Below are 16825 nucleotides of genomic sequence, written 5' to 3' on the forward strand. Positions count from 1 at the left end.
GAAGAGAACCGTAGGATACTCCGCGCTCGAGCTATCCGACTGGACGTGAACGGATACCACCTGACGGGCATTGTTCGCTCTGAATTCGAACCAGGTCATCCATCCGTACGCGAACGGGCGGAACATGCACGGGACCGCATCCTGGCGCGGCCAGATCCCGTTCCCGGATACGTTGAGGGGGACCAGTATGGTTCCCGACTCCCTACTTGGTCAGCGTCTGACTGCCTGGCGATGAGAAGGAGGCATGCCTTGAGAAACTGGTGGGTGTGGCCCAAGATCCGCGTGAGGTGGCTTCAAACAGGCAAGATGCGCTCACGACCGCGCGCAACCTGGTCATCGGTCAGCGCTCAGAGGTCAAGCGTGAGGTATTTTTGGCATGCAAGGGATTGGGGATCAAAACGGCAGCCACCTCGACGATTTGACGGGCTTAGCCCACCCTCTCAGCTGGTTCGAGGCTAATATGGGATCTGCGTCACTGCGCGGCCAGGGACTGTACCTGGCCAAGGAAGCGGCACCACACTTGTCGATCAAGAGTGGGTCCGAAATCAAGCAGTCGGTTTGCTGAGCAGTGATGATCCCGTTGATGTTCAAGCCGCAGCGATGACGCTCAGCCGTCTGCCTAGGGAAGTTACCAGCGAGCTAGACGTCAACCTCCTTGCTGCACATAACCATGTGGTGTCCGTCAATTGAGCGCAGCGCTTTGTATGTGGCAACCCGAGCGTTATCGGGATACAGCAATGCGCTCGCGGCTGATGAGGACTGCGGTCCTGGCTGATCCGGCAGTAGATCGCAGCTCTGCGCATGGGTCACATAGATACACGTTCGTGAGCAACGGCGTCTCCTGTCCCATTGGCTTGACGACCCGACGAGGCGTAGACCAGCAGCTTCTCTATCGCCCTGGCCCAAGGTCATCCCGCAGGGGCCCGGACTCGATCTTGGGCCGGCTCCATGTTCAGCGAGGAGCTTCTCTTAATGGTCAAGGGCAGCTCGCTTCGTGACCTGCCGCGCGCCGGGCGCCTGGTGGGCCGGGCTGCGGCCTTCGGCCGGTCCCGGTCCACGCCGCCTGCGCGCGACAAGCGTTTGTGAGGCCCAAGAGCCCTAAGAGTGCGTTAAGCGAGCTAATCTCCTTTCGTCGTTGCGGTTGGTTGGATGAGGTCTGCTGGTCGGTCAGCCGCCGTTCGGCCTACCGGCGCGGCTGGCGCGGACACCGGGCCGCTCGTGAGCAGGTTCTCTGCGTATATCGCGACTGAACTGGTCACGGTCGCCCCTTGTCCGCGGCGACGGCCTTCACACGGATACCTACTGTCGGAGGTCCTGTCGAAGGGCGGTCGTCGCGGGACCGGCTGGGACGGCGGGGGTTCGAGGCCAGGTCCAGGCGGAGCGCAGGATGAAGGCCAGGAGCAGCACCTCGATTCCGATGGAGAGGCCGTAGAAGGGGGCCCAGTCCCAGGACTCCCCTGCCGCGTTGAACCCCGAGTAGGGGATGTAGAGCAATGCGACGACGAGGTTCGTGGCGCGGTTCACCTGGGCGGGCAGCGTCACGGAGAGCATCACCATCAGGGCCGGGATCGCCACGGACGCGAGCATCATGGTCAACAACGTCGGGCTGATGTCGAACTCAAAGACGACGCCGGCGCGGAGGTCGTCGATGACGCCGGGTTTGTGGAGGTGGAAGTAGTCGACGTAGATGTAGAGGAACATGAAGCTGGTCCACGCGGCGGCGAGCTTGGCCTGCACGGGGATCGGCGGGCTGTCGAGCCGGTTCGGGGTTCTTGTTCGGATGGTCATCGGTTCTTCTTTCGAGAGGAGCGGTCCCTCCGCCGGAGTAGCGGCAGGGATGTACCGAGGCCGCGCCCACCTGGACGAGCACATCGCCTCGATCGGGCAGCGGTAGCCCGGACCTCGGACGACTCGAGCGTTGACGGCAGGCCGTAGCGGTGCTGGTCGGCGGCCCGCTTCGTCGTCGCCGCGGCCGGACTCGCCCCCGGCACCAGGCGTTCTCCGGCATTTGATCGCTGTTCGATTCCCACAGAAGCCTCCTCACGTCCGAGCTACGACTCTCGCTGGTTCGTACATCGTACGTCGTACGCTGTACTACGATTAGTACGCTGTACCATGACCGGACGCTGAACGATTGTCAAGCCGTTCGAGGGAGCGAGGAGACCCGTTGTCTGCAAGGGAACGACGCCAGGTCGCGTCAGACGCGGGGCTGAGCAAGAAGCGGGTGGTGGTCGAGGCGGTCCGGCTCGCCGACCGCGATGGGGTCGATGGGCTGAGCATGCGCCAGCTGGCTCGCGCGCTCGGCGCGGGCGCGATGTCGCTCTACTACTACGTGGCGAGCAAGGAAGAGTTGCTGGACGCCATGATCGACGTAGTGTTCGAGGAGATCGAGCTCCCGCCTGAAGAGTCCGACTGGCAGTCAGCGATGCGACGGCGGGCGGTATCCACCCGACAGGTTCTCGCACGCCACCCGTGGGCGATCGGTCTGATGGAGTCGCGGACATCGCCGGGGCCCGCGAACCTTCGCCACCGCGAAGCGGTCACCGCCTGCCTGCGGAGGGCTGGCTTCCCGGTCTTGATGGCGACGCACGCCCACTGGTTGCTCGACAGCTACGTCTACGGTTTCGCACTGCAGGAAGCCAGCCTGCCGTTCGACACCGCCGATGAGTTCGCGGACATGGCCGAGGACGTCTTCCTGCCCCAGCTTTCTCCTGACGAGTTCCCCTACCTCAACGAGTCCGCCGCGGCGCTCGTCGCTGCCGGCTTCGACCCGGCGGAGGAGTTCATTTTCGGCCTCAACCTCGTCCTGGCCGCCCTCGAGTCCCTGAGAGTGCCTACGTGAGCCTCCATCCATGACTATCTTCCCCATGACCTGCCGCTCAAGGGCGCGACGTACTACTAATTCGCCAAATGGCGCGACGACGGCACCGCCGAGACGATCCACGACCTGTTGCGCCGGCGTCTGCGCGAGCAGAAGAAGCGATCAGCCGACCCGAGCCTGGTCGTGCTGGACACCCAAAGCGTCCACGTCGCGGCCGGGGCTCCCGCCGAAACGACCGGCCGGGATGTCGCCAAGGAGGTGCTGGGCCGCAAACGAGGCCTGGCCGTAGACGTGCTGGGGCTGGTCATCGCGATCGTCGTGCTCGCGGCCTCAGCTCACGAGAACGCCGCCGGGTCGCCCTCGGCGCCTGGTCCGCGGCTATGAACATCTCCCATCGAGTTCCGAATCACGGATGTACTTGGCGATGACGGACGTGATGTCCCGGCGTCTTACTTCTTCGACGCCGTCCTGGCGGTGGACATGACCAGGTCCGACACCCGCCCGCCCGAGCTCGGAACCTGGCTTCTGAACCGCCTCGATACCCGCGAACAGGCCCTGATCCGCCAGATCGAGCAGACCCAGACCGGCATCGACTTTTGACCGCGCGGCTCAGGCCGCCGACCGGAGCCCGGTGGGACGACGTCGGAGAGCGGGGTCGAGCAATGCCGGGGGCTTGTACTCCTGGTCGAGCGCGCTGACCTCGGTGCCCGGCGGGACGATCTTGTCGATCCGGTCGAGGATGTCGTCGGACAGCTCGACGTCGGCCGCGGCCAGAAGGTCGTCGAGGTGTTCCATGGTGCGCGGGCCGAGGAGCGCGGCGGTGACGCCTGGGTGGGCGATGGCGAACGCCATGGCCAGATGGGTCATGGGCAGGCCGGCCTCCTCGGCGAGCGGGATGAGCTGTTCGACGACGTCGATGCGGCGCTCGTCGGTGAGGTGGCGGGAGAACTGGACGCGTTTGAGGTCGTTCTCACCGCCCTTGCGCACCCGGCCGGTCAGCAGGCCCTGGCCGAATGGACCCCACACCATGACGCCCATGCCGTACTCCTGTGCCAGCGGCAGGACCTCCCGTTCGATGCCGCGGTTCAGGATCGAGTACGGCGGCTGCTCGGTGCGGAACCGCTGCAGGCCGGCGCGTTCGGCGGCCCACTGCGCCTGGACGATCAACGAGGCGGGGGCCGTCGAGGAACCGATCACGCGCACCTTGCCGGCCCGGACGAGGTCGGTCAGAACGGAAAGGGTCTCCTCCAGGTCGGTGTCCGGGTCAGGCCGCTGGAGCTGATAAATGTCGATGTGGTCGGTGCCGAGCCGGCGCAGGGAGTTCTCGACGGCGGTGGTGATCCAGCGGCGGGAGGCACCCCGCTGGTTGACGTCCTCGCCCATGGGCATGCCGACCTTGGTGGCCAGGACCACCTCGTCGCGGCGGCCCTTGAGGGCCTTCCCGACGATGTCCTCGGAGTCGGCGTAACGGTCGGCGGTATCGATGAGGTTGATCCCGGCGTCCACCGCCTTGTGGATGATCCGGACCGACTCGTCCGGGTCGTTGCCCATCTGGCTGGCGAACATCAACGTGCCGAGTGCGTAGGGGCTGACCTTGATCCCGGTCCGTCCTAGGTTGCGATACTTCATGTACGTGCCTCTTTCGGTCCCGGCCGGCGAGGGGTCTCCGCCGGCCACCGCCCGTCGGCCGGTACGTCCACCTTCCGCGGACCCGCGGGCATCGACCAGTACCCGCCGCAGCCGGTGGACCCGGAGTACCACGACCGGACGCGGCCGATTGCCCATACTGGGGAGATGACCGGATCCACCGATCTCGGCAGGGCCCTGCACGCCTGGCGGGATCGCACGAAACCGGCCGAGGCCGGCCTGCCGGACGACGGACGCCGGCGCGCGCCAGGCCTACGGCGTGAGGAGCTCGCCCTGCTCGCCGGCTTGTCCGTCGACTACATCGTGCGGCTCGAGCAGAGCAGGTCGACGAATCCGTCCCCGCAGGTACTGTCCGCGCTGGCTCGTGCGTTGCGGCTGACGACGGCGGAGCGTGAGCACCTTTTCGTACTCGCCGGTCAGGCGGTGCCGGGTCCGGGGCAGATTTCCGACCATGTGCCGGCAGGCGTCCAGCGCCTGCTGGATCGGCTGACCGGCACACCGCTGAGCGTGTACGACGCCGCATGGAATCTCATCACGTGGAACCGGTTGTGGGCCGCGGTGTTCGGCAACCCGCCCGCGTCACGCGGCTTCGGGAGGAATGCGGTGTGGTGGTCCTTCGTGGAGCCGCCCGCCGGATACCCCGAGCCCGTGAGCAGGGAGACGGGTCACCGCGCCGCCTTCATGTCCGACCTGAGAGCGGCGTCGGCTCGCTATCCGAAGGACGCCGGACTGGCCGCGCTGATCGATGAGCTCCGTGCCCGCAGCGGTGACTTCGCGGCGCTGTGGGGCTCCGGCGTGGTAGGTGTGCACAAGCCCCTGACCAAGACGGTCCGGCACGCGAGCGTCGGCGAACTCACCCTCGACTGCGACGTCCTCGCGACGCTCGGCACCGACCTGCGGATCATGGCCTTCACCGTGGCGGAGGGCAGCGAGACCGCCGAGCGGCTGCGGCTGCTGGAGGTCGTCGGCGTCCAGGCTTGACGGGCACCGGAACGGACACATGCTCGGAGAGCGTCGCCACCGGCAGGGTCATCGGGACCGAGCCTCTACACGGCCGTCAGCAGGCGAGCTGACTGAGACGATCGTGACTATGAGACTGGCTGTGATCGCGGTGCTGAGCATCTGCGCGGCGGCGGCGTGCTCGGGCGACGGAGGCGGGGACCTGCGGCCCTCTCCGGCCCGCGAGAGAACGGCAAGTCACAGCGCTTCGGGTGGGGCGGTGGATCCGTCTCCGTCCGAGGAGGTCTGGACGGAAACATCCGGAGGGGGTGCGGCGATGACGAGTGTCGTCGCGCTCGCACCCGGCCAGGCCTGGGCGGTGGGCTACAAGGGTGAGATGGGGGACGACCCGTTCATGCGCTGGGACGGCCGCGCCTGGAAGCCCGTACGTCCGCCGGAGGGCCTGCGCAGTCCCAGAGTGGTGTCCGGGACGTCCGCTGACAACGTCTGGGTCTTCGACGACGACGGGGATGCGTGGCGCTGGGACGGTCGCCGGTGGTCGGCCGGGGGACGACCGCGCTGGCCGCGCTCGACCGTCCTGAGGGACGCCGTGGTCGCGGGGCCGGAGGCGGTGTGGGTAGCCGGCAGCCAGAACATCGGCACATCGAACAGCCCGTCCTACCGCCCCGTCCTGGCGCGCTGGTCTCCCGCAGGCTGGTCCGAGGTACGCTCTCCCCGGTCCTCGGAGGCCGGCATCAACCGGTTCGGCGCGGTCGCCCCCGATGACCTGTGGGCAGTGGCCGGCAGCTTCGAAGACGGGTCCGCGGTCGAGCATTGGGACGGACGGCGCTGGAGGACGATCCCCCTGCCACTGTCGCTGAACGGCGCGAAGATTGATTTCCGCGACATCGTGGCGGTGTCGGCGCAGGAGATCTGGGTGGTCGGCTCGGTCCTTCGGCCCGGGCGTCGTCAGGCCGCGCTACTGATGCGCTGGGACGGCGGCCGGTGGAACCTGGTGGACGTCCCGGCAGGCGCGAACTCGTTCGGAAGCGTGGCGTCGGACGGCCACGGCGGGGTGTTGATCGGCGCGTCCAACTACCACTACGACGACCATCGCATCCTGCTCCGCTTCGACGGCCGGTCCTGGACCTATGAGGAGGCTCCCGGGGACAACAGAGCTCCGGCGGTGTTCGACCTGGCCCGGGTCCCTGGAGACGATCAGGTGTTCGCGGTCGGCGGCAACCCCTCCTACGACGAGGACAGCCGGGGCTGGATCTGGACGAGGCGCTAAGAGCTCCTAACAGAATGATCTTTGTTGTGCTTTGATCTCTCGCTGTAGCCGAGTGAGAGGACCACGGGTGGCCAAGCTGAAGCCGTGGGAGGTCAGCGACGAGTTGTGGGCGGTGATCGAGCCGCTGTTGCCTCAGCGTCAGCGCCGGTTCCGGCATCCGGGGCGTAAGCGGCTGGATGATCGGCTGGCGTTGCAGGGCATCTTGTTCGTGCTGCACACCGGGATCGCCTGGGAACACCTGCCTCAGGAACTGGGCTTCGGCTCGGGCATGACCTGCTGGCGGCGCCTGGCCGAGTGGAACGCCTCCGGCGTCTGGCAGCGGCTGCACGAAGTGCTGCTCGATCGGCTGCGCGCCGCTGACGCGCTCGACCTCTCCCGCGCCGCGGTGGATTCCTCGCAGATCAGGGCGTTAAAAGGGGGCCGCAGACCGGCCCGTCCCCGGTCGACCGAGGGCGAGCCGGCAGCAAGCACCATCTGATCACCGATGCAGGCGGCGTCCCGCTGGCCGTCATCTTGACCGGCGCCAACCGCAATGATGTCACCCAGCTTCGCCCGCTGCTGGACGCCATCCCCAAAGTCCGTGGCAAGCGCGGGCGCCCCCGGCAACGCCCCGATGCGGTACTCGCCGACCGCGGCTACGACCACGACAAGTACCGCCGCCTGGTCCGCGAGCTGCAGATCCGCCCGCTGATCGCCCGACGCGGCACCGAGCATGGCTCCGGCCTGGGCAAACAACGGTGGGTCGTCGAGCAGACCTTCGCCCTGCTGCACGCCTTCCGGCGCTTGCGCATCCGCTGGGAGATCCGCGCCGACATCCACGAAGCCTTCCTCAAGCTCGCCTGCGCACTCATCTGCTGGCGACGCCTCGCCTCATTGCGTTAGGTGCTCTAAGACCGGCCGGGACGGGAGGAACGCGGCATCTCTCAAGTTATTGCCCGAAGCGCATCCCTGCCACCACCAGTACCTCCACAAGGTCGCCAACGGCTACTGCGGCATAGGCGGTACCAACGTCAAGCTAAGTACCCGTCCGAGTCGGCCGCGTGTCCGACGGGCTTGATTCCGACCGAGGAGTAGCTTCCGCGGATCTCGCTGTACGGCTCGCGCTCGATGCCTGAGCGTGAGCCGTACTGGTGCTTGGCCCTGATCGGCTGACCGAGCATGGTCACCTCGATCGTCAGGACGTCATCGCGGTGCGACGCCGGGGCGTGACCATTGCGCGGTGGGGCGGCCGTTGAGACGCCACGGGTGCCCGGTGACCCGCGGCCGGCCTTCAGGCGAGTTTTCCCAGTTCTCCTGTCGGCCGTACACCGTGAGGTCCAGGGCGTGGTAGGTGGTCATCAACGCCTCCACGCCCCGCCCGGTGGTCCAGTAGGTCTCGTAGACCTTCTCGCCGTCGCGCAGGTAGCACGCGATGAACCCGAAGTCACGACCGTCGGCCAGAGCCGGGTCGGAGTCTTTCGCCGAGTACCAGGGGAACCTGTAGCCCATGAACTCCGCGAACGGGGCACTTTCGTCGTAGGGACCCTGGCAGAACACGGTGTAGGTGACGTCCCGAGCGTGCAGGTAGTCCAGCATCTGCATGTGACAGGTCGAGAAGGTGCACCCCTCACACTGATGCTCGTACGGTTTGCCGTCGTGCCACATGTGGAAGTAGGCGATGAGCATCCGGCGGCCCTCGAACACCTCCACCAGCGGGGTGTCCCCGCCAGGGCCCCGCACCGTCACCGTCGGCATCAAGGTCATCGGCAGCCGACGACGAGCGGCTGCGATCGCGTCTCCTTCGCGGGTGTGGGCCTTCTCCTGGACCAGCAGTTCGTCACGCTCGCGCAGCCAGGTCTCCCGGTCGACGACCGGGGGTGCGGCGGCGCTGGACGCGGGGGTTGCCGTCATGGCTGTCTCCTTCGTGGAGTGGGGATCGGTCACAGGTACAGACGACCGAGTCGGCGATCGTCATCGGTGACCGATGACGGATGGGTCCGCGGTCGTCAGTACGGTTGTGAGGATCACTCAGCCCCGGGGGAATCCCATGTCCGACTCGCCTGACAAGCAGGCGGTCTGGCTGCAGCGCGCCTTCGACGAGCACCGGCGTGAGCTACACGTCCACTGCTACCGCCTCGCCGGGAACGTCACCGACGCGGACGACCTGGTGCAGGAGACCTTCCTGCGTGCCTGGCGGGCTCGCGACCGCTTCGAGGGCCGGGCGTCGGCGCGCACCTGGTTCTACCGGATCGCCACGAACGTCTTCCTCGACAGCCGCAAGGCGGCCGGTCACCGGACGGTGCCGTACGGTGATCCGCTGGAGTGGTCCACCGAGCTCGGTCCCTATCCCGACGCACTGCTGGCCGACGATCCGCAGACCGGTCTCGCCGCCCGGGAGACCGTCGAGCTGGCCGTGATCGCAGCGCTCATGTACCTGCCGCCGCGGCAGCGGGCGGCCTTCGTGCTGCGCGACGTCTACGGCTGGACGCCGCAGGAGATCGCCGCCGCGCTCGACACCGCCGTAGCGGCCGTCAACAGCCTCCTCCAGCGGGCCCGCCACACCCTCCGGCGGCGCGCTCCGTCGGACCCGAAGGACTGGCGCCGCCCGCAGCTCACCGGTAAGGACGAAGAGATCCTGCGCCGCTACGCCAACGCGAAGGACCCGGAGACGATCCGGGCACTGCTCGCCGAGGACGTACGGATCACGATGCCGCCCGAGCCGCCGGTCGTCGGGATCGACGCGGCCGCGGAGTTCCTCGGCCGACCGCTCGACTGGCGTACGTTCCCCACCTCGGCCAACGGACGCCCGGCACTGATCAACTATCTCCGCCGGCCTGGCAGCCCGCACTACGAGGCGTTGGTCGTCGACGTACTCCGGATCGAGAACGGGAAGATCGTAGAGAGCAACGCCTTCATCGGTGCCCGTCACGTCGCCGCCTTCAGCATGCCCGCCACGCTCGAGCCCTGGACGAGCAAGTCTCAAGCTGAGTGGCCGAGTCTGCGCTGTCCTACCTCGGTTGATGCTGGACACTGCGGCCTCGGGTGATGGTTGACATGATCGATCCGGAGTCGTGCCGGGGATGCGATTCGCTGCAGCAGCGGATAGGGCGATTCATGACCGAAGGCCGTCAGCGATTGTGTCCGACCGTCCATCTGAACGCTGCGGCCGCGTGGTTCGCACCTTGGCGGAGGTAGAAGTGATGCGCCTCGGTTCGTGATATGCCGGACTCCAGGAAGACGTAGTCGGCGCCATGCTCTGCGCCCACGTCCTGGCGGCGCCATTCGGGGTGCACGGCGAGATCCTCGATCGAAGCCCGGCGACCGAAGCGCACCGAGAGGATGTCCAGGTAGACGCTGGCAACGCCGACCAACTGGTCCTGAGGCGAGCGGGCTTCGAACAGTGCGGCGTTCTCGCTCGCGAGGACCTGGACGGTGCGCTTGACGGCGCGGCCGCGGTCCCAATCCGGAGGACGGCTACCGGGCGGGTCGAAGAGCCACTCCAGCCCCGTTACGAACTCCGCCTCGGTACCTGGCTGGGATCGTCGAATCCGGATGTTCATCAGATCATTATCGGGCTGAGTTGCTGCTGCACGTGCGCCACCTGGGGTTCGCTCAGCACCCCGCGCAGGTGCTCGATGGCACACGCGCCGCCGACGGCGCCGTGGCCGACGAAACCGGCCGCCTTGTTCGTCCACTCCTGGTAGAGGAAGTCGATGGCGTTCTTCGCTCACGGTCGTCGCGATCTGCTGAGGAAGCCATCGCCTCGAGGCCAGGAGAAGGTCCGGTCGAGGTGGGCCAGACCGGCGTCCGCGTACTGCTGTGCGCCGGTGCGTACGCCGTGTGCGATGTCCTCCAGCAGTGCGCATCGAGCGTAGAAGACGACGCGTTCATGGACGGCCGCGTCCACAGGGCCGTCGTAGTGGGTCAGTGTCAGGTCGAAGATCTCGGGGCCGAGGTCGCGGTAGATCAGGGCGAGTTCATAGGCGGGATCGGCTATGGCCGCGTCGGTCCAGTCGATGACGCCGGTGACGGTGCTGGTCTCGACGTTGACGAGGATGTGCTCGCTGCCGAGGTCGTTGTGGCAGAAGACAAGCGACTGAGGGCCTTGGGGAGCCGTGCGGGTGAGGAAGTCCTCGACGAGGCGGCGAGCGGGTACTGGGATGTGCGGGGCGATGTCGCGATAGTCCCGTTCGGCGTCGTCCAGCAGTTCGTCCAGCGGGTAGGAGTCGCGGGGCACCAGCGCTGCCATCCGTTCTGCCGGAGCCGCGTGAAGCCGGCTGAGAAAGAGCCCCAGAGGTGGGGCCAGTCGTACGGGTTCCGGTACCGGACGCTGGTTCAGCGGAAGACCCGGCAGCTTGGCGTACGCGAGGATGCCCGCACCGTCGTCCACGAAGATCGGCCGCGGTACAGGCAGCGGGGACAGTTCACTGACGACGGTCAGCAGGGCCGCCTCACGCCGGGTCGTCTCCTGCCGTGAGGCCGGGTCTTCGTCTCTGCTCTGCCGTACGACGATCTCACTGTTGACCTCGTACGCGATGTTGTCCAACCCGCCGCCGAGGCTCGTGATGGTCCTGATCTCGTACCCAGGCATGTGCCGGGCCAGCGCTCCGAGGATGTGGTCGGTCATCCCCGCACTCTAAATGTCCCGGCGAACCTCGTTGCCTCGGTGGTTGACCTGGAGTTCGGTCCACGTCCTAGCCTTCGCGGCATGGCGGATCACACGATCACCGGCGCGAACGATGACGGATCCGGTGCTGCGAGCACCGCCGACGAGGTTCTGGCCGGTATCGATCTCAGTGGCAGGACCGTGGTGGTCACGGGTGGGTACTCCGGGCTGGGGCTGGCGGCGACCCGTGCGCTCGCCGGAGCCGGGGCTTCGGTGGTCGTGCCGGCCCGGCGGCCCGATGTGGCACGGCGTGCACTCGACGGAGTGGAAGGGGTCGAGATCGACAGGCTCGACCTCGCTGATCTCGACTCTGTCCGGACGTTCGCCGAGGGGTTCCGCCGCGGTCACGGCGGTCTCGACATACTGATCGCCAACGCGGGGGTCATGGCCTGTCCGGAGACACGGGTGGGGCCGGGCTGGGAACTGCAGTTCGCGACCAACCACCTGGGTCATTACGCGCTGACGAACCTGTTGTGGCCCGCTCTCACGGCCGTCGGCAGGGCCCGGGTCGTCGCGGTCGCCTCCGGGTACGACCCTGGGTGGAGCATCCGCTGGGATGACGTGCGGTTCGCTGGTGACTATGACAAATGGGCTGCTTACGGCCAGTCCAAGCTCGCGAACATCCTGTTCGCCCGCCACCTCGACAGGGTCGGACGAGAGCGTGGCGTACACGCCTTCTCGGTCAACCCCGGCTGGGTTCTCACTTCTCTGCAGCGGCACCTCACGGCCGGCGAAATGGTCGGTGCCGGCTGGATCGACGCCGACGGAAACCCGGCGCCGGGTCTGTTCCGAACACCTGAGCAGGGGGCGGCGTCCCTGGTCTGGGCCGCGACCTCACCTGTGCTCGACGACCATGGCGGTGACTACTGCGCCGACTGCCGCGTCTCGCGGGACGGCCCCGGACACAGCGATGAGGCGGCCCGTCTGTGGACACTCTCGGCGCGCCTCACCGGGCTGGATGTCGCCGCTTCCCCGCATCGTCGGGGCCGCCGCGCACCGTTCCGCCGATCAGCGGGAAACGAGCCGCGATCGCCGCCACCGTGAGGGCCTGGCGGTGCGTGAGCGTCCCGGTGCGCGTCCATCAGGCGGTCGTGCTGGCGGGACTGCTCGCCCTCCTCTGGTTCTGCCGGCACTGGAACCTGCTCGGCCGGCATCTGTGATCACTCGGCCGCGCGGCTTCGGCCGTCGGCTGTCCTCTGTGTCGTGTTTCGGCCTGTCGGCTCAGGGCTCCGCGGTGACGGTGCGGCCGATCCGCTGGATCTCGATCAGTCGACGCACATCGCCTGGTGGGTGGACCGGAAGACCCACGTCCCGCCACCCGGAGAAGAATAGGTCAGCATCGTGTTGTAGGTCCCAGCTGTGCAGTCGTGGCCGACCGCGAGGACCGCCTGCCGGGCCCAGTGCTGGGCCGCCGCCAACCCCTCGGCGTAGGTGCTGCCCGCCCCCATGGCGGTGGCACTGCGGGGAGTGTCGTAACCGTCGGCGTGCGCGGCCATGGGGGCGATGGCCAGGCCGGCCGCCACGACCGCTGAGGCGAGGCCGAGCCGGCGGAGCCGAATGTCTTGTCGCATGCTTCTCCTTACGGGAGGACCGGCGGGTGATCGATCGATATTGATCTAACGTGGATCGATGCAGCGGGGTATTGACCGGTCGGCCACAAGAATCTGGCGGCCTTTTCTCGTGGTGGGGAACACGCGTGACACGACAGCCACCATCCGCAGGGTGAGCTGGGACGATGCGTCGCACTCCGATCGATTGTGTGACGGCGATGCGGCACGGGAAGAACGACCGCTCAGAATATGTAGGTGTGAAAATTACAAGATCGGAGGACGTGGGGTGGGGTGTACGGATCCGTCGAGAGCTGTGGCGTGGATGCCGTTGGTGTCACGGCCGGAGGGGACGTCGCCTTCGGCCGGGGGAGAGGTTCGTACGTCCCTCTCGGGTGAGGGTTCGTGGGGTGGGGCCGGAGCCGTGAGGTCGTCGCTCTGCTTGTCGCGGGTCAGGTAGAGGTAGACCAGTGCGCCGATGAACAGGACGATCGAGGTCCACTGGTTGATTCGCAGGTCCAGGAACGTCACGGCGTGGTCGACTCCGCCTACGGGGTCGATTCTCAGGCCTTCGATCCAGAAACGTCCGAATGTGTAGCCGGCGACGTAGACGGCGAACAGGCGGCCGTGGTGCAGGGTGAGTTTTCTGCCGGCCAGGATCAGTGCGAAGCCCAGGGCCGCGTCCCACAGGGATTCGTACAGGAATGTCGGGTGGTAGAGGACGCCTGGGGCACCGCCGTGGGCCTGGTCGATCTCCAGGCCCCAGGGCAGTGTGGTGGGGCTGCCGTACAGTTCCTGGTTGAACCAGTTGCCCCAGCGAGCGATGGCCTGGCCGAACGCTGTGGCGGGGGCCACGGTGTCGGCCACGGCGCCGAGGTACACGCCGCGGCGGCGGCAGGCGAGCCACATGCCTACGCCGCCGAGGGCTACCGCACCCCAGATGCTGAGGCCGCCTTCCCAGATGAACAGCACCTGGTACGGCTCGTGGATGGCGCGGGGGCCGAAGTAGCTCTGCCAGTCGGTGATGACGTGGTAGAGGCGTGCGCCGATCAGGCCGGCGATCACCGAGGGGACGGCGAGGTCGGTGATCGTGCCCTGTTCGCCGCCGCGTGCGCGCCAGCGGCGTTCACTGAGCCAGATGCCGAAGGCGATCGCGACGACGAAGCACAACGCGTAGGCCCGGATCGGGATGAAGCCGAGGTGCCAGACCGCTTGGGAAGGGCTGGGGATCGACGCTAAGGGCATGCGGGTGAGATTAGTGAACGTGGGGCCTTTTGGCCGCATTTGTGACCTCTTCGCAAGGACCCTCGTGCTGACGCCGGCGGTTCGCGTCCCGGCCGGGATCGGTGGCCGGCGGTATGACCTACCTCACAGCACGGGGCTGTCAGGGATTCGCCTGCTGTCTCGCTCAATTGTCGAGTGAGAACAGGACAGGAGGAAGACCATGAAGCACCGGATCGTCGTTCTCGGCGCCGGGTACGCCGGGGCCTTCTCGGCGGGGAGCCTGGCCCGGCGTCTCGACCCCGGCCAGGTCGAGGTCACCCTGGTCAACGACGGGCCCGACTTCGTCGAGAGGCTGCGTCTTCATCAGCTCGCGGCGGGGCAGGAGCTCAGGAAGCGGCCGCTGGCCGGGATGTTCGCCGGCAGTGGGGTGCGGCTGCGGGTGGCGCGGGTCGAGGCGGTCGACGTGGGACGCGGGGTCGTCGCATTGGGGGATGGGGAACTCCTCCCGTACGACACGCTTCTCTACGCGCTCGGCAGTACGGTGGCCGACCGCGGTGTGCCTGGGGTCGTGGAGCACGCGTTCCACGTCACCGGCAGGGACGCGGCGCTGCGGTTGCGTGAGCGGCTGGACGGACTCGGCCGCGGTGCGCGGGTGCTGGTCGTGGGTGGGGGGCTGACGGGGATCGAGACGGTCACCGAGATCGCCGAGTCACGGCCGCGACTCGCGGTGACGCTGGCGGCGCGTGGTGAGGTCGGCGGGTGGATGTCGCCGGGGGCCCGCCGGCATCTGCGGAGGGCTTTCGACCGGCTGGGTGTCGTCGTGCACGAGCACACCGACATCTGCCGGGTCGAGCCGGACGGGGGGATCGGCGCCGACGGCACGGTCTACGCGGCCGAGGCGACGGTGTGGGCCGGGGGGTTCGCCGTCCACCCCATCGCGGCCGGAAGCGGACTGGAGGTCGCGGCGACCGGTCAGATCGTCGTGGACGGCGCCATGCGCTCGGTCTCGCACCCCGATGTGTACGCCGCGGGGGACAGCGTGTACGTCATCGGCGACAACGGCCGGCCCTTGCCGATGTCGTGCGCCTCGGCGGGATTCACGAGCATGCGCGCGACCGCGGCGATCATCGGTCGCCTGACCGGACGCGAGGGGTCGACCGCTCCGCTGAAGTACTACGGCAACCACATCAGCCTCGGACGGCGTGACGCGATCGTCCAGATGGTGGATGGCGACGTCCGGCCCGCGTCGTGGTACCTGCGGGGTCCCGCGGCCGCGCGCCTCAAGGACCGCATACTCAAAGGCGCGGCCTGGAGCACGGGGCATCCGACCTTCGGCATGCCGGCCAGGAGGCGCCGGTTGGTTCGCGACCCGTCGGCCGAGCGGGTCATGGCCTAGAGTCGGCCGCGTGGAGCGCCTCGCCACCGAGCGGTTCGAGGCCAACCGGGAACGGTTGGCCTCGCTGGCGTACCGGTTGCTCGGCTCGGCGGCCGACGCGGAGGACGCGGTGCAGGATGCCTTCCTGCGGTGGCAGGCGGCCGATCGTGACCGGATCAAGGTGCCGGAGGCGTGGCTCACCAAGATCGTCACCAATCTGTGCGTCGACCGGCTCCGCTCCGCGCAGGCGAGGCGCGAACGCATGGTCTGGCTGCCGGAACCGCTGCTCGAGGGGGACCCGATGCTCGGGCCCGCCGACACCTTCGAGCAGCGCGAGTCGGTGTCCCTGGCCGTCCTGACCCTGATGGAACGTCTGTCTCCGCACGAGCGCGCCGTGTACGTGCTGCGCGAGGCGTTCTCGTACAGCCACGCCGAGATCGCCGGCATTCTCGACATCACCGAGTCCGCCAGCCAGCAGCACCTTCACCGGGCCCGGCGGCGGGTCGCCACCGCGCCGGCCGGCGATGTGGTGGACGACGCCGGCGTGCGCCGGGTGGTCGAGGCCTTTCTCGACGCCGCCGCCTCCGGCCGGGTGGAGCGGCTGCTCACGCTGCTCACCGAGGACGCCACGGGGGTGTCGGACGGCGCGGGGGTCGCGGGTGCGCTGCTGCGGCTTCCCACGCCGGAGCGGATCGCCGTCGCGGCGCGGGGTGCGCTTCGGCCGAGCGACGGCAAGCGGCGGCGGATCGGCGGCTCACCCGCGCTGTACGCCGGGGTGGTCAACGGCTCTCCCGCGCTGGTCGCGGTGCTCGGCTCACGGGTGGTGGGCCTGTCGGTGCTCGTGCTGCGCGACGGCAAGATCGCTTTCGCGTACGGTACGGCCTCCCCTGAGCGGCTCGGTCGTCTCGCCGCGGCCTGGTCGGAGCGGGAGCACGACGCGCCGATCATCCACGCGTGGTGACCGGGTCGGCGTGCGACGTGAGGGTTCGGCTGGAGGGGAGCCGGACGAGGTGGAGGAGGCTCATGCCGAAGAGCAGGACACCCAGGGGGATGTGAAGGGCCTTCATGTGTGCGATGCCGAGTGCGACCTGGGCCAGGGTGAGCGCCAGGAATCCGGCCGCGTACAGGATGGGCCGGGGTGAGCCGCCGCCTGGACGCCACAGGAGGATCGCGGTGACGAGGTGGAGCACCGCCACGGCGAACACCGTGTACGCCGAGGCGCTGTGCAGGGGACGGCCGGCGGGGGAGGTCAACAGCAGGCCGGCGGTCACCGGAGCGGAGAAGACGGCCAGGGTCTGCACGAGGATCACGACACGTAGGTACATGGAGGTTCCTG

Annotated in this window: 19 protein-coding genes; 9 read left to right on the plus strand and 10 right to left on the minus strand. The window is 68.0% G+C overall.

Annotated elements, in window-relative coordinates; genetic code table 11:
• Positions 1 to 1299: 1299 nt before the first annotated feature.
• The gene (locus tag BJ992_RS04280) at positions 1300 to 1788 is read right to left on the minus strand and encodes a DUF6326 family protein (protein WP_184978639.1); all 489 of its coding nucleotides are present in this window, start codon (positions 1786 to 1788) and stop codon (positions 1300 to 1302) included.
• Between the two features lie 379 nt (positions 1789 to 2167).
• Here BJ992_RS04280 and BJ992_RS04285 point away from each other — a divergent pair, with 379 nt between their 5' ends.
• On the plus strand, positions 2168 to 2842 hold the full coding sequence (locus BJ992_RS04285; RefSeq protein WP_184978640.1) for a TetR/AcrR family transcriptional regulator: 675 nt from the start codon (positions 2168 to 2170) through the stop codon (positions 2840 to 2842).
• Positions 2843 to 2950: 108 nt separating this feature from the next.
• Positions 2951 to 3205 (plus strand): hypothetical protein, encoded by a 255-nt coding sequence (locus BJ992_RS32080; protein ID WP_221474683.1) that lies wholly within the window; start codon positions 2951 to 2953, stop codon positions 3203 to 3205.
• Positions 3206 to 3430: 225 nt separating this feature from the next.
• On the opposite strand, the gene BJ992_RS04295 is transcribed toward BJ992_RS32080, so the two are convergent.
• Positions 3431 to 4450 (minus strand): aldo/keto reductase, encoded by a 1020-nt coding sequence (locus BJ992_RS04295; RefSeq protein WP_184978641.1) that lies wholly within the window; start codon positions 4448 to 4450, stop codon positions 3431 to 3433.
• Between the two features lie 165 nt (positions 4451 to 4615).
• Between BJ992_RS04295 and BJ992_RS04300 the strand changes: the two genes are divergently transcribed.
• The 3 genes from BJ992_RS04300 (at position 4616) to BJ992_RS04310 (ending at position 7580) form a co-directional block, all read left to right on the plus strand.
• Entirely contained in the window at positions 4616 to 5449 is an 834-nt protein-coding gene (locus tag BJ992_RS04300; RefSeq protein WP_184978642.1) for a helix-turn-helix domain-containing protein, read from the plus strand.
• 295 nt (positions 5450 to 5744) lie between these two features.
• Positions 5745 to 6698 carry a hypothetical protein gene (locus tag BJ992_RS04305; protein WP_184978643.1) on the plus strand — a complete coding sequence of 318 codons (954 nt, stop codon included), beginning with the start codon at positions 5745 to 5747 and terminating at the stop codon, positions 6696 to 6698.
• A gap of 76 nt (positions 6699 to 6774) precedes the next feature.
• Positions 6775 to 7580, plus strand: a protein-coding gene (locus BJ992_RS04310) for an IS5 family transposase (RefSeq protein WP_425503720.1) whose coding sequence is annotated in 2 segments (ribosomal slippage) — positions 6775 to 7123 and positions 7123 to 7580 — 807 coding nt in all. Because the reading frame shifts where the segments join, the coding sequence is not laid out codon by codon here.
• A 128-nt stretch (positions 7581 to 7708) separates the two neighbouring features.
• On the opposite strand, the gene BJ992_RS04315 is transcribed toward BJ992_RS04310, so the two are convergent.
• Together BJ992_RS04315 and BJ992_RS04320 are read right to left on the minus strand one after the other, a co-directional pair.
• Complete coding sequence (locus BJ992_RS04315; protein ID WP_184978644.1) at positions 7709 to 7858, minus strand: hypothetical protein; 150 nt, start codon at positions 7856 to 7858, stop codon at positions 7709 to 7711.
• Between the two features lie 22 nt (positions 7859 to 7880).
• Complete coding sequence (locus tag BJ992_RS04320) at positions 7881 to 8588, minus strand: DUF899 family protein (RefSeq protein WP_184978645.1); 708 nt, start codon at positions 8586 to 8588, stop codon at positions 7881 to 7883.
• A 136-nt stretch (positions 8589 to 8724) separates the two neighbouring features.
• Here BJ992_RS04320 and BJ992_RS04325 point away from each other — a divergent pair, with 136 nt between their 5' ends.
• Positions 8725 to 9723, plus strand: coding sequence for an RNA polymerase subunit sigma-70 (locus BJ992_RS04325; protein WP_221474684.1), 999 nt, complete (start codon positions 8725 to 8727; stop codon positions 9721 to 9723).
• A gap of 82 nt (positions 9724 to 9805) precedes the next feature.
• On the opposite strand, the gene BJ992_RS04330 is transcribed toward BJ992_RS04325, so the two are convergent.
• The 3 genes from BJ992_RS04330 to BJ992_RS04340 are packed head-to-tail and all read right to left on the minus strand — an operon-like array spanning position 9806 to position 11304.
• Complete coding sequence (locus BJ992_RS04330) at positions 9806 to 10237, minus strand: GNAT family N-acetyltransferase (RefSeq protein ID WP_184978646.1); 432 nt, start codon at positions 10235 to 10237, stop codon at positions 9806 to 9808.
• On the minus strand, positions 10237 to 10392 hold the full coding sequence (locus BJ992_RS32510) for a hypothetical protein (RefSeq protein WP_184987573.1): 156 nt from the start codon (positions 10390 to 10392) through the stop codon (positions 10237 to 10239). The genes BJ992_RS04330 and BJ992_RS32510 overlap by 1 nt, the downstream gene beginning before the upstream one ends.
• Before the next feature lie 12 nt (positions 10393 to 10404).
• On the minus strand, positions 10405 to 11304 hold the full coding sequence (locus BJ992_RS04340; protein WP_184978647.1) for a phosphotransferase family protein: 900 nt from the start codon (positions 11302 to 11304) through the stop codon (positions 10405 to 10407).
• Between the two features lie 81 nt (positions 11305 to 11385).
• Between BJ992_RS04340 and BJ992_RS04345 the strand changes: the two genes are divergently transcribed.
• Entirely contained in the window at positions 11386 to 12387 is a 1002-nt protein-coding gene (locus BJ992_RS04345) for an SDR family NAD(P)-dependent oxidoreductase (RefSeq protein ID WP_184978648.1), read from the plus strand.
• A gap of 221 nt (positions 12388 to 12608) precedes the next feature.
• On the opposite strand, the gene BJ992_RS04350 is transcribed toward BJ992_RS04345, so the two are convergent.
• Together BJ992_RS04350 and lgt are read right to left on the minus strand one after the other, a co-directional pair.
• A complete protein-coding gene (locus tag BJ992_RS04350) occupies positions 12609 to 12914 on the minus strand; it encodes a hypothetical protein (RefSeq protein ID WP_184978649.1) in 306 nt (101 codons plus the stop codon).
• A gap of 243 nt (positions 12915 to 13157) precedes the next feature.
• Complete coding sequence (lgt, locus tag BJ992_RS04355) at positions 13158 to 14135, minus strand: prolipoprotein diacylglyceryl transferase (RefSeq protein WP_184978650.1); 978 nt, start codon at positions 14133 to 14135, stop codon at positions 13158 to 13160.
• Positions 14136 to 14334: 199 nt separating this feature from the next.
• Between lgt and BJ992_RS04360 the strand changes: the two genes are divergently transcribed.
• Positions 14335 to 15510: an NAD(P)/FAD-dependent oxidoreductase gene (locus tag BJ992_RS04360; RefSeq protein WP_184978651.1), complete on the plus strand. Its 1176-nt coding sequence runs from the start codon at positions 14335 to 14337 to the stop codon at positions 15508 to 15510.
• A gap of 10 nt (positions 15511 to 15520) precedes the next feature.
• Positions 15521 to 16450 (plus strand): sigma-70 family RNA polymerase sigma factor, encoded by a 930-nt coding sequence (locus BJ992_RS04365; protein ID WP_184978652.1) that lies wholly within the window; start codon positions 15521 to 15523, stop codon positions 16448 to 16450.
• Here the strand turns inward: BJ992_RS04365 and BJ992_RS04370 are convergent.
• The gene (locus tag BJ992_RS04370; protein ID WP_184978653.1) at positions 16434 to 16814 is read right to left on the minus strand and encodes a hypothetical protein; all 381 of its coding nucleotides are present in this window, start codon (positions 16812 to 16814) and stop codon (positions 16434 to 16436) included. The genes BJ992_RS04365 and BJ992_RS04370 overlap by 17 nt on opposite strands.
• Between the last annotated feature and the right edge of the window lie 11 nt (positions 16815 to 16825).

Source organism: Sphaerisporangium rubeum (genome assembly GCF_014207705.1).
Lineage (GTDB): Bacteria > Actinomycetota > Actinomycetes > Streptosporangiales > Streptosporangiaceae > Sphaerisporangium > Sphaerisporangium rubeum.

Excerpts from the sequence above, each read along its gene's own strand:
- BJ992_RS04280 (WP_184978639.1), bottom strand. The coding sequence starts at position 1,788 with ATGACCATCCGAACAAGAACCCCGAACCGGCTCGACAGCCCGCCGATC.
- BJ992_RS04295 (WP_184978641.1), bottom strand. The coding sequence starts at position 4,450 with ATGAAGTATCGCAACCTAGGACGGACCGGGATCAAGGTCAGCCCCTAC.
- BJ992_RS04300 (WP_184978642.1), top strand. The coding sequence starts at position 4,616 with ATGACCGGATCCACCGATCTCGGCAGGGCCCTGCACGCCTGGCGGGAT.
- BJ992_RS04305 (WP_184978643.1), top strand. The coding sequence starts at position 5,745 with ATGACGAGTGTCGTCGCGCTCGCACCCGGCCAGGCCTGGGCGGTGGGC.
- BJ992_RS04315 (WP_184978644.1), bottom strand. The coding sequence starts at position 7,858 with ATGCTCGGTCAGCCGATCAGGGCCAAGCACCAGTACGGCTCACGCTCA.
- BJ992_RS04320 (WP_184978645.1), bottom strand. The coding sequence starts at position 8,588 with ATGACGGCAACCCCCGCGTCCAGCGCCGCCGCACCCCCGGTCGTCGAC.
- BJ992_RS04325 (WP_221474684.1), top strand. The coding sequence starts at position 8,725 with ATGTCCGACTCGCCTGACAAGCAGGCGGTCTGGCTGCAGCGCGCCTTC.
- BJ992_RS04330 (WP_184978646.1), bottom strand. The coding sequence starts at position 10,237 with ATGAACATCCGGATTCGACGATCCCAGCCAGGTACCGAGGCGGAGTTC.
- BJ992_RS04340 (WP_184978647.1), bottom strand. The coding sequence starts at position 11,304 with ATGACCGACCACATCCTCGGAGCGCTGGCCCGGCACATGCCTGGGTAC.
- BJ992_RS04345 (WP_184978648.1), top strand. The coding sequence starts at position 11,386 with ATGGCGGATCACACGATCACCGGCGCGAACGATGACGGATCCGGTGCT.
- BJ992_RS04350 (WP_184978649.1), bottom strand. The coding sequence starts at position 12,914 with ATGCGACAAGACATTCGGCTCCGCCGGCTCGGCCTCGCCTCAGCGGTC.
- lgt (WP_184978650.1), bottom strand. The coding sequence starts at position 14,135 with ATGCCCTTAGCGTCGATCCCCAGCCCTTCCCAAGCGGTCTGGCACCTC.
- BJ992_RS04360 (WP_184978651.1), top strand. The coding sequence starts at position 14,335 with ATGAAGCACCGGATCGTCGTTCTCGGCGCCGGGTACGCCGGGGCCTTC.
- BJ992_RS04370 (WP_184978653.1), bottom strand. The coding sequence starts at position 16,814 with ATGTACCTACGTGTCGTGATCCTCGTGCAGACCCTGGCCGTCTTCTCC.